General features: G+C 40.9%; 15 protein-coding genes and 2 pseudogenes. 12 read left to right on the plus strand and 5 right to left on the minus strand.

All coding sequences use genetic code 11. The features are described 5' to 3' along the window. Positions 1–83: 83 nt before the first annotated feature. Positions 84–2063 carry a peptide ABC transporter substrate-binding protein gene (locus tag ACLV7W_RS01565; RefSeq protein ID WP_411865309.1) on the plus strand — a complete coding sequence of 660 codons (1980 nt, stop codon included), beginning with the start codon at positions 84–86 and terminating at the stop codon, positions 2061–2063. Positions 2064–2204: 141 nt separating this feature from the next. Here the strand turns inward: ACLV7W_RS01565 and ACLV7W_RS01570 are convergent. The 5 genes and pseudogenes from ACLV7W_RS01570 to sstT all read right to left on the minus strand — a co-directional run. Then, positions 2205–3221 (minus strand): annotated as a pseudogene (locus ACLV7W_RS01570) (ISL3 family transposase); the annotation flags it as partial. A 31-nt stretch (positions 3222–3252) separates the two neighbouring features. Continuing rightward, positions 3253–4601 (minus strand): IS3 family transposase gene (locus tag ACLV7W_RS01575; protein WP_411865310.1). Its coding sequence is split into 2 segments (ribosomal slippage): positions 3253–4160 and positions 4160–4601, totalling 1350 coding nucleotides; the frame shifts between segments, so codons are not numbered across the junction. 56 nt (positions 4602–4657) lie between these two features. Then, positions 4658–4899: pseudogene (locus tag ACLV7W_RS01580) on the minus strand (transposase family protein); the annotation flags it as partial. Between the two features lie 220 nt (positions 4900–5119). Continuing rightward, a complete protein-coding gene (locus ACLV7W_RS01585; protein WP_411865311.1) occupies positions 5120–6073 on the minus strand; it encodes an aromatic acid exporter family protein in 954 nt (317 codons plus the stop codon). 66 nt (positions 6074–6139) lie between these two features. Continuing rightward, positions 6140–7345 carry a serine/threonine transporter SstT gene (gene sstT, locus ACLV7W_RS01590; protein ID WP_049544799.1) on the minus strand — a complete coding sequence of 402 codons (1206 nt, stop codon included), beginning with the start codon at positions 7343–7345 and terminating at the stop codon, positions 6140–6142. 151 nt (positions 7346–7496) lie between these two features. Here sstT and ACLV7W_RS01595 point away from each other — a divergent pair, with 151 nt between their 5' ends. The 11 genes from ACLV7W_RS01595 (at position 7497) to ACLV7W_RS01645 (ending at position 15295) form a co-directional block, all read left to right on the plus strand. Further along, positions 7497–8063, plus strand: coding sequence for a mechanosensitive ion channel family protein (locus tag ACLV7W_RS01595; RefSeq protein ID WP_045612191.1), 567 nt, complete (start codon positions 7497–7499; stop codon positions 8061–8063). Positions 8064–8114: 51 nt separating this feature from the next. Next, positions 8115–9020, plus strand: coding sequence for a magnesium transporter CorA family protein (locus ACLV7W_RS01600; protein ID WP_000242267.1), 906 nt, complete (start codon positions 8115–8117; stop codon positions 9018–9020). A gap of 16 nt (positions 9021–9036) precedes the next feature. Next, positions 9037–9564: a YqeG family HAD IIIA-type phosphatase gene (locus tag ACLV7W_RS01605; RefSeq protein WP_411865312.1), complete on the plus strand. Its 528-nt coding sequence runs from the start codon at positions 9037–9039 to the stop codon at positions 9562–9564. 2 nt (positions 9565–9566) lie between these two features. Beyond that, positions 9567–10673 carry a ribosome biogenesis GTPase YqeH gene (gene yqeH / locus ACLV7W_RS01610; protein WP_411865313.1) on the plus strand — a complete coding sequence of 369 codons (1107 nt, stop codon included), beginning with the start codon at positions 9567–9569 and terminating at the stop codon, positions 10671–10673. Positions 10674–10885: 212 nt separating this feature from the next. Beyond that, a complete protein-coding gene (yhbY, locus tag ACLV7W_RS01615) occupies positions 10886–11197 on the plus strand; it encodes a ribosome assembly RNA-binding protein YhbY (protein ID WP_045612188.1) in 312 nt (103 codons plus the stop codon). A gap of 50 nt (positions 11198–11247) precedes the next feature. Next, positions 11248–11877, plus strand: a complete 630-nt coding sequence (locus ACLV7W_RS01620; protein WP_045612187.1) for a nicotinate-nucleotide adenylyltransferase — start codon at positions 11248–11250, stop codon at positions 11875–11877. Beyond that, entirely contained in the window at positions 11877–12470 is a 594-nt protein-coding gene (gene yqeK, locus ACLV7W_RS01625; protein ID WP_411865314.1) for a bis(5'-nucleosyl)-tetraphosphatase (symmetrical) YqeK, read from the plus strand. The genes ACLV7W_RS01620 and yqeK overlap by 1 nt, the downstream gene beginning before the upstream one ends. Next, positions 12471–12971, plus strand: a complete 501-nt coding sequence (locus ACLV7W_RS01630; RefSeq protein ID WP_261011921.1) for a cysteine hydrolase family protein — start codon at positions 12471–12473, stop codon at positions 12969–12971. Between the two features lie 12 nt (positions 12972–12983). Then, positions 12984–13337, plus strand: coding sequence for a ribosome silencing factor (gene rsfS / locus ACLV7W_RS01635; protein ID WP_049550925.1), 354 nt, complete (start codon positions 12984–12986; stop codon positions 13335–13337). 110 nt (positions 13338–13447) lie between these two features. Beyond that, a complete protein-coding gene (locus ACLV7W_RS01640) occupies positions 13448–14188 on the plus strand; it encodes a class I SAM-dependent DNA methyltransferase (protein WP_411865929.1) in 741 nt (246 codons plus the stop codon). Positions 14189–14197: 9 nt separating this feature from the next. Further along, complete coding sequence (locus ACLV7W_RS01645; RefSeq protein ID WP_153209919.1) at positions 14198–15295, plus strand: nucleotidyltransferase; 1098 nt, start codon at positions 14198–14200, stop codon at positions 15293–15295. Positions 15296–15403: the final 108 nt, after the last annotated feature.

Here is a 15403-nt window from a genome sequence, read left to right on the forward strand (position 1 = left end):
AATAATTTTCTAAAATTCAGAAAATTCTATTGACAGGACTTAAAAAAGAGTCTATAATGGATAGAAAAACAAAGGAGAATACTATGAAAACAAGGAAAGTATTGGCTCTTGCGGGAGTCACTTTATTAGCAGCTGGTGTCTTAGCGGCTTGTTCTGGTGGTTCTGCTACTAAAGGTGAGCAGACTTTTGCATTTACCTATGAGACAGACCCAGATAATCTCAACTACTTAACAACTGGTAAGGCAGCGACTGCTGATATTACTAGTAATGTGATTGATGGATTGCTTGAGAATGATAAATACGGGAACCTTATTCCCTCAATGGCAGAGGACTGGTCAGTTTCTAAGGATGGCTTGACTTACACTTATAAGATTCGTCAGGATGCTAAGTGGTATACATCTGAGGGAGAAGAGTATGCTCCTGTTAAGGCTCAGGACTTTGTGACAGGTCTTAAATATGCGACAGATAAGAAATCAGAAGCCCTTTACTTGGTACAAGATTCAATTAAAGGTTTGGACGCATACGCTAAAGGGGAAAATAAAGATTTCTCTCAAGTTGGGATTAAAGCGATTGACGATCAAACAGTCCAATACACTTTGAACAAACCTGAAAGTTTTTGGAATTCTAAAACAACCATGGGTGTCTTGGCACCAGTTAATGAAGAGTTTTTGAACTCAAAAGGGGATGATTTTGCCAAAGCAACAGATCCAAGTAGTATCTTGTACAATGGTCCTTATTTGTTGAAATCTATTGTAACCAAATCTGCTGTTGAATTTGCGAAAAATCCTAACTACTGGGATAAAGACAATGTCCATATTGACAAAGTGAAATTGTCATTCTGGGATGGTCAAGATACTAGTAAACCTGCAGAAAACTTTAAAGATGGTAGCTTAACAGCAGCTCGTCTCTATCCAACTAGTGCAAGTTTTGCAGAGCTTGAGAAAGAGATGAAGGATAATATTGTCTATACACAACAAGATTCTACGACTTATGTAGTGGGGACAAATATTGACCGTCAGTCCTACAAATATACTTCTAAGACTAGCGAAGAACAAAAGACATCTACTAAAAAGGCTCTCTTAAACAAGGATTTCCGTCAGGCGATTGCTTTTGGTTTTGATCGTACGGCCTATGCCTCTCAGTTGAATGGACAAACTGGAGCAAGCAAAATCTTACGTAATATCTTTGTTCCACCAACATTTGTTCAAGCAGATGGTAAAAACTTTGGAGATATGGTCAAAGAAAAATTGGTGACTTATGGGGATGAATGGAAGGATGTGAACCTTGCCGATGCACAAGATGGTCTTTACAATCCAGAAAAAGCCAAGGCTGAATTTGCCAAAGCCAAATCAGCTCTACAAGCTGAGGGAGTACAATTCCCAATTCACCTAGATATGCCTGTTGACCAAACAGCAACTACAAAAGTTCAGCGCGTCCAATCTATGAAACAATCCTTGGAGGCAACTTTAGGAACTGATAATGTCATTATTGATATTCAACAGTTGCAAAAAGATGAAGTACTTAATGTCACTTTATTTGCACAAACTGCTGCTGGCGAAGATTGGGATCTTTCTGATAACGTTGGATGGGGACCAGACTTCTCAGATCCATCAACTTATCTTGACATCATCAAGCCTTCTGTAGGGGAAAATACGAGAACTTACCTAGGATTTGATTCAGGAAAAGACAATGAGGCGGCTAAGAAGGTTGGTCTCAATGATTATGATAAAATGGTCAATGAAGCAGGTGAAGAAACTACAGATGTTACAAAACGTTATAACAAGTATGCCGAAGCTCAAGCTTGGTTGACAGATAGTGCCTTAGTCATCCCAACAACTTCTAAAACTGGTCGTCCAATCTTGTCTAAGATGGTACCATTTACTTTACCTTTCTCTTTCTCAGGTAACAAGGGGACAAGCGATCCGCTCCGATACAAATACCTTGAACTTCAAGACAAGGCAGTCACTGCAGATGAATATCAAAAAGCTCAAGATAAATGGATGAAAGAAAAAGGAGAATCCAATAAAAAAGCGCAAGAAGAACTCGCAAAACATGTGAAATAGATTTTAATCATCTATAGAAACAGAGTGATAAAGAACCTGAGACAAAATAGTTCTCAGCCACAAAAAAGCTAGAGATTTCCAATTGCGGAACTCTAGCTTTTTAATTTGGCTCTTTGTCAACTGTAGTGGGTTGAAGAAAAGCTAAGCTCGAGAAAGGACAAATTTCGTCCTTTCTTTTTTGATGTTTAGAGCGATAAAAATCCTTTTTTTGAAGTTTTCAAAGTTTCGAAATCCAAAGGCATTGCGCTTGATAAGTTTGATGAGATTATTGGTCGCTTCTAATTTGGCGTTTGAATAGGGTAGTTGAAGGGCATTGACAATTTTCTCTTTGTCCTTTAGAAAGGTTTTAAAGACAGTCTGAAAAAGAGGATGAACCTGCTGCAGATTGTCTTCAATGAGTCCGAAAAATTTGTCAGGCTTCTTGTCCTGAAAGTGAAAAAGCAGGAGCTGGTAGAGATGATAGTGGTGTTTCAAGTCTTCTGAATAGTTCAAAAGCTTGTCTAGAATCTCTTTATTGGTCAAGTGCATACGAAAAGTAGGACGATAAAAACGTTTAGCGCTAAGTTTACGACTATCCTGTTGGATGAGTTTCCAGTAGCGTTTGATAGCCTTGTATTCATGAGATTTTCGTTCAAACTGATTCATGATTTGGACACGCACACGACTCATAGCACAGCTTAGATGTTGTACAATATGGAAACGATCTAGAACGATTTTAGCACACGGAAAAAGTTTTCTAGCCAAGTCATAGTAGGGACTAAACATATCCATAGTAATGATTTTCACTCGACATCGGACTGCCCTATCATATTTAAGAAAGTGATTTCGGATAATAGCTTGTGTTCTACCTTCAAGAACAGCGGTGATATTGAGCTTTTCAAAATCTTGCGCAATGAAACTCATCTTTCCCTTTGTAAAGATATACTCGTCCCAGGACATAATCTGTGGAAGGCGAGAAAAATCATGTTTAAAGTGAAAGTCATTGAGCTTGCGAATAACAGTTGAAGTTGAAATGGACAGCTGATGAGCAATATCGGTCAAAGAAGTCTTTTCAATCAGCTTTTGAACAATTTTTTGATTAATGATACGAGGGATTTGGTGATTCTTCTTGACGAGAGAAGTCTCAGCGACCGTCATTTTAGAGCACTGATAGCACTTTGTACTGCCCCCAAAAAGTTAGACAATTAATTTATCCGAAGGATTTAGTTCTGTATTGTACAGGGCTAAGTCCTTTTAGTTTTACCTTAATTCGTTTATTGTTGTAGTAATCAATATAGTCTACAATGGCTTGTTCCAATTGCTTAAGCGACTGAAACGACTTCTCATAACCGTAAAACATTTCCGATTTCAGAATCCCAAAGAAGGACTCCATCATACCATTGTCTGGGCTGTTACCTTTACGTGACATGGATGCTTGAATTCCCTTATCCTCTAGAAACTGATGATAAGAATCGTGTTGATATTGCCAGCCTTGGTCACTATGGAGAATCGTATTCTCGTAGTGCTTCTCTGTGAATGCCTGTTCCAACATCGTTTTTACTTGTTCTAAGTTGGGTGAAGTTGAAAGATTATAGGCGATAATTTCGCTATTAAAGCCATCTAAAACTGGTGATAAGTAAAGCTTTTGAGTACTTGCTGGAATGGCAAATTCTGTCACATCTGTGTAGCACTTTTCCATTGTTTTAGAGCCTTCAAATTGACGTTGAATGAGATTCTCTGCCTTCTTACCAACGTCTCCTTTATGAGAAGAATATTTTCGTTTCTGTCGCATTTTAGCTTGTAAATTGAGTACTTTCATCAAGCGTTGAACTCTTTTATGATTTACCAGATAACCACGATTTCTTAGTTCTAAATGAATCCGACGATAACCATAATTTCCCTTGTGTTCGATAAAAATGGATTGAATTTCAGCTTTAAGCTCTTGGTCCTTATCTGGTTTCTCTAGCTGTTTCAAGTGATAGTAGTAGGTCGAACGAGCTAGTTTAATGGCTTTTAGAAGAATATCTAACGAAAACTCAGTCATTAATTCTTGAACAATTTCTGTCTTTCTTCTTTCTCTTTTTCCTCCTTCAATCGGAGTTCTCTTAACTTTTTTAGGATAGCATTCTCCGCTCTCAGGTACTCATTTTCTGCTTGAAGACGTTCTAATTCTGTCCTCTCTTCAGGTCTCTTTTTTGGCTTACGTCCCATTTTAGGTACTCTCCCTCTTGTTTTCTCAACAATAGTATACCCGTTTTTCTTGTATTGTGCTAGCCAATTAAGAAGTATCGTACGACTTGGGAGGCCATATTCAAGAGAAACTCTATCTTTAGTCCAGCCTTCATGTAAGACTTTATGAATCATTTCTTGTTTTAAATCAGGAGAATAGTAACGATTTTTTCCTTTTTTGACGAATTCTATTCCGTAACGATCAATCAATTTAATCATATACCTAATATTAGAATTGTTTATCCCAAATTTATTTGAAAGCTTCTCTAAGCTATATCCTTGTTTTCTAAGTTCATAGATCTGAACTTTATCATCATAAGTTAATTTCATAATAAAAACACCCCAAAAGTTAGATTTTTTCTGTCTAACTTTTGGGGGGCAGTTCACTTAAAACGGCGTTTTTAAGGAGAATTCTAGTAGGCATACCAGTTGTTTCGAGGTAAGGGAACTTAGACGGTTTTTGAAAGTCATATTTCTTCATTTGACTTCCGCACTCAGGGCAAGAAGGGGCGTCGTAGTCCAGTTTGGCGATGATTTCCCTGAGTGTATCCTTATTGATGATGTCCATAAATTGGATATTGGGGTCTTTAATGTCGAGTAGTTTTGTGATAAAATGTAATTGTTCCATATGATTCTTTCTAATGAGTTGTTTTGTCGCTTTTCATTATAGGTCATATGGGACTTTTTTTCTACAACAAAATAGGCTCCATAATATCCATAGGGGATTTACCCACTACAAATATTATAGAGCCTGAAAATCAAAGAGCAAACTAGGAAGCTAGCCGCAGGCTGTACTGGAGTACGGCAAGGTAAAGCTGACGTAGTTTGAATTTGATTTTCGAAGAGTATTACTGTCCATATTTTTTGTAAAAATTAACTTTTACTTGGATGAAGGTTTTTGCTTCACGTAGGAGTTGAAGAAGGGTGGCACGGGTTTCAAATTCTTCTCTTGTCTTTGGCAGACTGCGATTACGGAAGACTTCCAGATAGCGTTCAATTTCATCTAGTAAATCAGAAGCAGGATTGGTCTGGCTCAGTTGACCTGCAATTTTTGAAAAGAGTTGGGCCAAAATCAGGCTCTCACTAGCAGCTAGGTGACAGGTGTTGATTTGCTGGGCCATATTTCGCAGGATGCGACTTTGTCGCTGTCTCATCTCAAAGTAGTGAATATGGTAATCGGTCTGGTGAAAGAGGTGGTCAGAGTGATCCAAATAGACTAGTCTGAGTGCTTCTTCCAAAAGGGTGTCCAATTCTTCAACCAGCTGTGCTCGGTTGCGTCCATCCCCTCTGGATAAATAATATTTGAAGCGTTGGAGGATATCTTTTAACTTTTCTTCTACCAATGTGTGGTAGTGATGAATTTCCTCTTCTCGTGAAGGCATGTAGAGATTAACCAGCAAGGCAAATCCTGTACCGATAGCAAAGAGAAGGAATTCATTGACTAGGAGGTCTGGAGAGGTTGACTTTTGCACTAAGAGATGGCTAACCAAAACGCTACTTGGTGTGATGCCAATCTCCCAGCCCATCTTGTAGGCTAGAGGCACATAGAGGGCTAGATAGAGGCCAAGGCTCCAGATATGAAATCCGCTCAAGTGAAAAGCCAAAACGCCAATAGTAAGAGCTAGAAGCATAGAAAAGAGCCGATTGCGGGCCAGTTTTAAGGTACTTCTACGGGTGTCGGATAGGCTCAAGAGGGCGATGATTCCAGCTGAAATTGCTGAGGAGAGATTGAAAAAATAAGCAAGAAGGCAGGCAAGACAGGTAGCTAAGATGAGCTTGGTCGTACGTTGGCTAATAGACATAAGGATTTCCTAGTAAGTTAGATAAAAGCGGAAAAGACAAGACCTGAGCAGGCTTGTCTTTATGAGTTATTTCTTACGGGATGCTGCGTATTCGGCAACAGCTGTGAAGAGGACATCTGTAGAAGAGTTGAGGGCTGTTTCACATGAGTCTTGAATGACACCAATCACAAATCCAACCCCAACAACTTGCATGGCAATATCGTTAGAAATACCGAAAAGGCTACAAGCAACGGGGATAAGAAGGAGGGATCCTCCAGCGATACCAGAAGCACCACAGGCTGAGATTGCTGCTACTACACTGAGTACAAAGGCTGTCGCAAAGTCAACAGGGATTCCCAAAGTATTTACTGCAGCAAGGGTCAAAACGTTAATAGTAATCGCTGCTCCGGCCATGTTGATAGTAGAACCGAGTGGGATAGAAACCGAATAGGTATCTGGATCTAGTCCAAGGTCGTGACAAAGTTTCATGTTGACAGGGATGTTCGCCGCAGAACTACGAGTAAAGAAGGCTGTAACACCGCTGACACGCAAACATTTCCAAACGAGGGGATAAGGATTTCTCTTCATAAAGAGAAAGGCAATCAATGGATTGACAACCAGAGCGACAAAGAACATAGTTGTCACCAAGAGGGCAAGCAAGATTCCGTAGTTAGCGAGGCTTCCGATTCCCTTATCAGAGATGGTTTTGAAGACAAGACCAAGGATACCAAATGGAGCTAGGTTGATAATCCATTCGACAATCTTAGAAGTCACATCAGCTATGGTTTTCAGCAATTCTTTACTATTTTTGCTGGCTTCTCTCATAGCAATCCCGAAAACAACTGCCCAGGATAGGATACCGATGTAGTTGGCTGTGACAAGGGCATTGACTGGGTTGTCAACCAGTTTGAGCAAGAGGTTGCTGAGGACTTGTCCAATCCCATCTGGTGGAGCAATATCGGTATTAGCACTATTTAGGGTAATTTCAACAGGTACGATGAAACTTGCTAGTACAGCGATAAGTGCAGCTGCAAAGGTTCCCACCAAGTAAAGGAAGATGACCGTTTTCATATTGCTATCTTGGCCCTTTTGATGTTGGGAAAGGGCGTTAGCAACGAGGGCAAAGACTAGAATAGGTGCGATGGCTTTAAGGCCACCAACAAAGAGATCTCCAAGTAAACCAATTCCTGAAATGTTAGGAAGTGTCAGCCCTAGGGTTCCTCCAATAAGCATGCCAATCAAAATTCGTTTGATTAGACTCGCCTTATTCCAAGCATGAATGAATTTTTTCATAACAATCTCCTTTGTTGTGTAATGTTTATGATTATAGTATAAATATGAGCTAAAATCAAGAATTTTCTGTCTATTTTGGCTGTTATTTTTGAATATTTATGGAGATTCATCACTTGTAAAAGTATGGTATAATAAATGAAAGGAGTTTTCTATGAAAGAATTTATTCAAACCTACCTCAATAAGCTTGATATAACAACGATTATTGAAAATATCTTAACCAAGTTAATTTCTCTGTTATTCTTATTTTTACTCTTTTATATAGCTAAGAAATTGCTCCATACCATGGTGCAGAGAATTGTTAAACCTTCTCTAAAAATGTCTCGTCATGATGTCGGGCGTCAGAAAACCATTTCACGTTTATTAGAGAATGTGTTTAATTATACCCTTTATTTCTTTTTGCTTTACTGTATCTTGTCTATTTTGGGTTTGCCAGTTTCTAGTTTACTAGCAGGTGCTGGGATAGCTGGGGTGGCTATTGGTATGGGAGCCCAAGGTTTTCTGTCTGATGTCATCAATGGTTTTTTCATCCTCTTTGAACGTCAACTGGATGTGGGAGATGAGGTCGTTTTGACAAATGGTCCTATTACTGTCTCGGGCAAGGTTGTCAGTGTCGGCATTCGAACAACGCAACTCAGAGGAGAAGACCAGGTTCTGCACTTCGTTCCCAATCGGAATATCACCGTCGTCAGCAATTTCTCTCGTACAGACCAGGCCTGAAATTTTAGCAGATTTATGGTACAATAGAAAGAGTTTAATAAAGGAGAAAAGATGGTTTTAGAAAAGCAGTTGGGCAATGGTTGTACCTGGATAGACCTTGATGTGGATAAGATTAAAAATATGGAAGATCTTTCTGACATCTATGGATTGGACAAGGAAACCATTGAGTATGCTCTGGATAGAAATGAACGAGCTCATATGGATTATAACCGTGAAACGGAGACGGTAACCTTTATTTATAATGTTCTTGATTTAGAAAAAGACAAAGAATATTATGAAGCGATTCCCATGACCTTTATCGTCGAAAGACAACGAATGATTACCATCAGCAACCATAAGAATGCTTATGTCATTGATCAGATGTCAGCTTATCTGGATAGCCATGAGTCGCTTTCTATTTACAAGTTTCTCTTTGCTGGTTTAGAGATTATCAGTAACGCTTATTATCCTGTCATTGAAGAGATGGATAAAAGTAAGGACGAAATTAGTGCCTTGCTACGTCAAACTACAACAAAGAAAAATCTCTTCGCCCTCTCTGACTTGGAGACTGGTATGGTTTACTTGACAGCAGCAGCAAAACAAAATCGACTCCTCTTGGAACATATCCAGGGCCATGCTCTTTATCGGAGATTTAATGATGTCGAACGAGAGCAGTTTGATGATGCCATGATTGAAGCCCATCAGTTGGTGTCTATGACAGACTTGATTTCTCAAGTCTTGCAACAACTCTCAGCTTCTTACAACAACATCCTAAACAATAACTTGAATGATAGTTTGTCAATTTTGACTATTATCTCCGTCTTACTAGCAGTACTTGCGGTTATTACAGGTTTCTTCGGAATGAATGTTCCTCTACCATTTACAGAAGAGCCAAATGCTTGGATTTATATCTTAATGACTAGCTTGATTTTATGGGTGGCCTTATCTCAATGGCTGAAGAAAATTACTAGAAAATAAAAGAAAAGGAGCCAAAATGGTGATTGAAAACTACATGCCAGACTTTGCTGTGGAAGCAGTCTATGATCTGACAGTCCCAAGCCTGCAGGCGCATGGAATCAAGGCTGTTTTGGTCGATTTGGACAATACCCTCATTGCTTGGAACAACCCTGATGGGACACCAGAAATGAAGCAATGGCTACATGATATCCGTGAAGCGGGTATTCGCATCATTGTGGTCTCAAATAACACCAAAAAACGAGTTCAACGAGCAGTTGAAAAATTTGGAATTGATTACGTTTACTGGGCCTTGAAGCCCTTCACATTTGGGATTAATCGTGCAATGAAGGAATTCCACTATGAGAAAAGTGAAGTTGTCATGGTTGGCGACCAGCTCATGACAGATATTCGAGCAGCCCACCGTGCTGGCATTCGCTCGATTTTAGTCAAACCCTTGGTCCAACATGACTCGATCAAAACGCAAATTAACCGAGCTCGTGAGCGCCGTGTGATGCGAAAAATCACTGAAAAGTACGGACCGATTACATATAAAAAAGGAATTTAACTATGGAAGAAATTCTCTGTATTGGTTGTGGAGCAACCATTCAGACGACAGACAAGGCTGGTCTTGGTTTTACCCCCCAGTCGGCACTTGAAAAAGGTTTGGAAACTGGCGAAGTCTATTGCCAACGTTGTTTCCGTCTCCGTCACTACAATGAAATCACGGATGTCCAGTTGACGGACGATGATTTCCTAAAGCTCTTGCACGAGGTGGGAGACAGTGATGCCTTAGTGGTCAATGTCATTGATATCTTTGATTTTAATGGCTCTGTCATCCCAGGCTTGCCACGTTTTGTCTCGGGCAATGATGTCCTCTTGGTGGGAAATAAAAAAGATATCCTACCTAAGTCAGTTAAGCCGGGCAAGATTAGCCAGTGGCTCATGGAACGTGCCCACGAAGAAGGACTTCGTCCAGTCGATGTCGTCCTAACTTCAGCACAAAACAAACATGCCATTAAGGAAGTCATTGACAAGATTGAACACTACCGTAAGGGTCGCGATGTCTATGTGGTCGGTGTGACCAACGTTGGAAAATCAACTCTAATCAATGCTATTATCCAAGAAATCACGGGTGACCAAAATGTCATCACGACTTCGCGCTTCCCAGGGACAACCTTGGACAAGATTGAGATTCCGCTTGACGACGGATCTTATATCTACGATACACCGGGGATTATCCACCGTCACCAGATGGCTCACTACTTGACAGCCAAAAACCTCAAGTATGTCAGCCCCAAAAAGGAAATCAAGCCTAAAACCTATCAGCTTAATCCTGAACAAACCCTGTTTCTAGGCGGTCTCGGACGCTTTGACTTTATTGCAGGTGAAAAGCAAGGTTTCACAGCCTTTTTTGACAATGAACTCAAATTGCATCGTACCAAGCTAGAAGGAGCCAGTGCCTTTTATGATAAGCACCTCGGAACTCTCCTGACACCACCAAATAGCAAGGAAAAAGAAGATTTTCCTAAACTGGTTGAGCATGTATTTACCATCAAGGATAAGACAGACCTAGTCATCTCAGGCCTAGGATGGATTCGTGTAACAGGAACTGCCAAAATCGCCGTCTGGGCACCAGAAGGCGTCGCAGTCGTCGCACGAAAAGCAATTATTTAAAATAAAATCACTGAGCGAACAAAGTGAGCTCATAAAGAGATAGTTATTGCCGTGGGGTCTTGCCAATCGTTAGATTGGCAAGGGGCACAATTGAGACCAAGGCTCAATTATGAGGTCAGGAAATCCATTTTTCAAAGATGAGATCTTTGGGAAATTAGTTCCGACCGTCCCTCACCACCTAAAATAACTATCAAAAAACAAGGAAGAAAATTATGTCATTAACATCAAAACAACGTGCCTTCCTCAACAGTCAGGCACACACTCTCAAACCCATCATCCAAATCGGGAAAAATGGACTTAACGACCAAATCAAAACCAGCGTCCGTCGGGCTCTTGACGCACGGGAATTGATTAAGGTTACACTCTTGCAAAATACAGATGAAAACATCCACGAAGTAGCTGAAATCTTGGAAGAAGAAATCGGTGTGGATACAGTCCAAAAAATCGGACGCATCTTGATTTTGTTTAAACAATCCAGCAAGAAAGAAAATCGCAAGATTTCTAAAAAAGTCAAAGAAATCTAAAAACCTACTCCAAATAACTGTTTTTACAGAGAAATAAAGGAGACTAGCCTATGGCAATCGAATTATTGACTCCCTTTACCAAGGTAGAGTTGGAGCCAGAAATCAAGGAGAAAAAACGCAAACAAGTCGGGATTTTAGGGGGGAATTTTAACCCTGTTCACAATGCCCATCTCATTGTTGCGGATCAAGTACGGCAGCAGTTGGGACTGGATCAAGTCTTGCTCATGCCTGAATACCAACCCCCTCATGTAGATAAAAAGGAAACAATCCCTGAACACCATCGTCTCAAGATGCTTGAGTTGGCTATTGAGGGGATTGAAGGACTAGCTATTGAAACCATTGAGTTGGAGCGCAAGGGTATTTCCTACACCTACGATACCATGAAGCTTCTAACTGAGAAGAATCCAGACACGGATTATTACTTTATCATCGGTGCCGACATGGTGGACTATCTGCCTAAGTGGTATAGAATTGATGAGTTAGTTGATATGGTTCAGTTTGTGGGGGTTCAGCGCCCACGCTACAAGGCTGGAACTTCTTACCCAGTTATCTGGGTGGATGTGCCTCTCATGGATATCTCATCCAGCATGGTGCGTGACTTCCTTGCCCAAGGACGGAAACCCAACTTTCTCCTACCTCAGCCAGTGCTAGACTACATCGAGAAGGAGGGGCTTTACTGATGGGCTATCAAGACTATATTAACTGTTCCCGTGAGGCTTTGTTGGAAAAAATGGCAGAGCTTCTACCCGAGAAACGCTTAACCCATTGCTTGGGTGTGGAGCGTGCAGCTATAGAATTGGCTCAGAGATTTAGAGTCGATACCGAGAAAGCAGGACTAGCAGGCCTTCTTCATGACTATGCTAAGAAGTTGTCAGATCAGGAATTCTTAGACTTGATTGACCGTTATCAGCTAGACCCTGACCTCAAAAACTGGGGCAATAATGTCTGGCATGGTATGGTCGGAATTTATAAGATTCAGGAAGATTTGGATTTGCATGATTTAGAAATCTTGCGAGCTATTGAAATCCATACAGTCGGGGCTGACCAGATGACAGACCTAGATAAGGTTATCTATGTCGCAGACTATATCGAGCATAATCGATCCTTTCCTGGAGTGGATGTAGCGCGTGAGATTGCAAGTTTGTCACTTAATAAGGCAGTAGCTTATGAGACAGTTCGTACCGTGGAGCATCTAGCCCATCAGGGATTACCCATCTATCCCCAAACCCTTGAAACCTATAACGCCTTTGTGCACTATTTGAAAGAGGACTAAATGAAGACGGCTTTTATAATCATTGATGTTCAGAATATTTTAGTGGAAACCGGTTTTCAGACAAATAGTCTATTGGAAAAAATTTCTTATTTACAAAACCAGGCTAGAAGCAAGAATATCGAAATTATCTATGTTCAACATATTGAGAATCCTGAAGCCCAAACATCAGAAGATTGGCAGTTATCTGCGCTTTTAAATCGAAAACCTGATGAAAAGGTCTTTCAGAAGAAGTATAATAGTATTTTCAAAGAAACTGGCTTAAAAGAATACTTGGATAAACAGGGGATTGAAAAATTAGTTTTATGTGGCATGCAGACAGAATATTGTGTGGATACCTCTGTCAAGGTTGCCTTTGAATATGGCTATAAGCTGATTATTCCAGAAGGTGCTGTCACAACCTTTGATGGGGATGATATTCCAGCAGAAACGATAAATGAATTTTATGAGGGCATTTGGGAGGGTCGCTTTGCAGATGTCCTAGATTACAAACATATTTTCTAGAAAGAGGACTAAATGAACGAAAAAGAATTACTAGAACTAGTCGTGAAAGCGGCTGATGAGAAACGTGCAGAGGATATCCTTGCACTTGATGTACAAGATTTGACTAGTGTGACGGACTATTTTGTCATCACTAGCTCAATGAATAGCCGTCAGTTGGACGCTATCGCTGATAACATCCGTGAAAAAGTAGCTGAAGCAGGCTTTAAAGGTAGCCATGTTGAAGGCGATGCAGCGGGAGGCTGGGTTTTGCTGGACCTAGGTGCTGTTGTAGTGCATATCTTCTCAGAAGAAATGCGTGCCCACTATAACCTAGAGAAGCTATGGCATGAGGCAGAGTCAGTAGATATTTCAGAAGCTCTTGCTTAGAAGACGAACTCAGTTGCAGTCAACTGGGTTTTATTTGCTTATTTTAGAAAATTGGATAGAAAGGTATAGGGCGAGTGGTGTTTGCCATGGAGGCTCTTGGTATCATGATTATGGCAACTTATGAAACCTTTGCGACTGTTTACGATGCAGTGATGGATGATAGTTTATACGATAAATGGACGGATTTTTCTCTGCGTCACTTGCCTAAGACCAAGGAGAGAAAGAAACTCTTGGAATTGGCTTGTGGGACAGGAATTCAATCAGTGCGCTTCTCTCAGGCTGGTTTTGATGTGACTGGACTTGACTTGAGTGGGGATATGTTGAAAATTGCCGAAAAGAGGGCGGCTTCAGCCAAGCAAAAGATTGATTTTATCGAAGGCAATATGCTGGATTTATCCAAAGCATGTCAATATGATTTTGTCACTTGTTATTCGGACTCTATCTGCTACATGCAGGATGAGGTGGAAGTAGGGGATGTCTTTAAGGAAGTATATAATTCCCTCAACGAAGATGGGGTATTTATCTTTGATGTGCATTCGACCTATCAGACAGATGAAGTTTTTCCAGGCTATTCTTATCATGAAAATGCAGAAGATTTTGCAATGCTCTGGGATACTTATGAGGATGCAGCGCCTCACTCCATCGTGCATGAGTTGACCTTTTTTATCAAGGAGGCTGACGGTTCCTTTAGTCGCCACGATGAAGTGCATGAGGAGCGGACCTATGAGGTCTTGACCTATGATATTTTGCTGGAGCAGGCTGGTTTCAAGTCCTTCAAACTCTATGCGGACTTTGAGGACAAAGAGCCTACAGAAACCAGCACCCGTTGGTTTTTTGTGGCGCAGAAGTAGGAGAACATCATGACCATCACAGGTATTATCGCGGAGTTCAATCCTTTTCATAATGGGCACAAATACCTGCTGGAGCAGGCTGAGGGATTGAAAATCGTAGCCATGTCTGGGAATTTCATGCAGCGTGGAGAGCCTGCTATCGTGGACAAGTGGACACGGGCCCAGATGGCGCTGGAAAATGGAGCGGATCTGGTAGTGGAATTGCCCTTTTTAGTCAGTGTTCAGGCTGCTGATTTCTTTGGCCAAGGAGCTGTGGATATCTTGGCTCGGTTGGGTATTGATAGGCTAGCATTTGGGACGGAGGAAGTTCTAGATTATCAGAAAATTGCTGACTTATACACAGAAAAAGGTGCTAAGATGGAGAAATTTGTGGAAAATCTTCCTGATTCTCTCTCTTATCCCCAGAAGACACAGGCTATGTGGAAGGAATTTGCAGGTCTTGATTTTTCAGGCAATACACCCAATCATGTCCTTGCTCTGGCTTATGCCAAGGCGGTTGCAGGACGAAACATCAAGTTGCATCCGATTCAGCGTCAGGGGGCTGGTTACCATTCTGTGGATAAAAATGTGGACTTTGCCTCGGCGACAGCTCTCCGTCAGCACCAGAAGGACCAAGACTTCCTAGAACGCTTTATGCCATCTGTTGCCCTTTTTGAGCAGGCTAGCCAGGTGAACTGGGAAAATTATTTTCCTCTGCTCCGCTATCAAATCTTGTCAAATCCCGACCTAACTACCATCTATCAGGTCAATCAAGAAATGGCTGTGCGCATCAAGGAAGCCATCAAGACAGCCCAGTCTGTTGACGAATTAGTCGAGGCGGTTGCAACTAAACGTTACACCAAGGCGCGTGTACGACGACTCTTGACCTATATCTTGGTACAGGCCAGAGAAAATGACTTGCCAGAAGGGATTCATATTCTTGGTTTTACCGAAAAAGGTAGACAACATCTCAAATCTCTGAAAGGGCAGGTACATCTAGTCAGCCGAATTGGCAAAGAACCATGGGATACCATGACCCAAAAGTCAGACCAGATTTACCAACTGGGAAATCCAGGTATAGCAGAGCAGAATTTCGGCAGAGTGCCCATTAGAATAGAAAAGAACTAAGTCTACTGCAAAGTAGGCTTTTTCTCAAATCTCTACTAAGCAACTATTTCTAATCAACAAAGATTTGACAATTTTATTTTAGCGATTGTATCCTATATTCCATTTTTT

The sequence above is a fragment of the Streptococcus mitis genome (assembly GCF_965111735.1).
In the GTDB taxonomy this organism is placed as follows: domain Bacteria; phylum Bacillota; class Bacilli; order Lactobacillales; family Streptococcaceae; genus Streptococcus; species Streptococcus mitis_DR.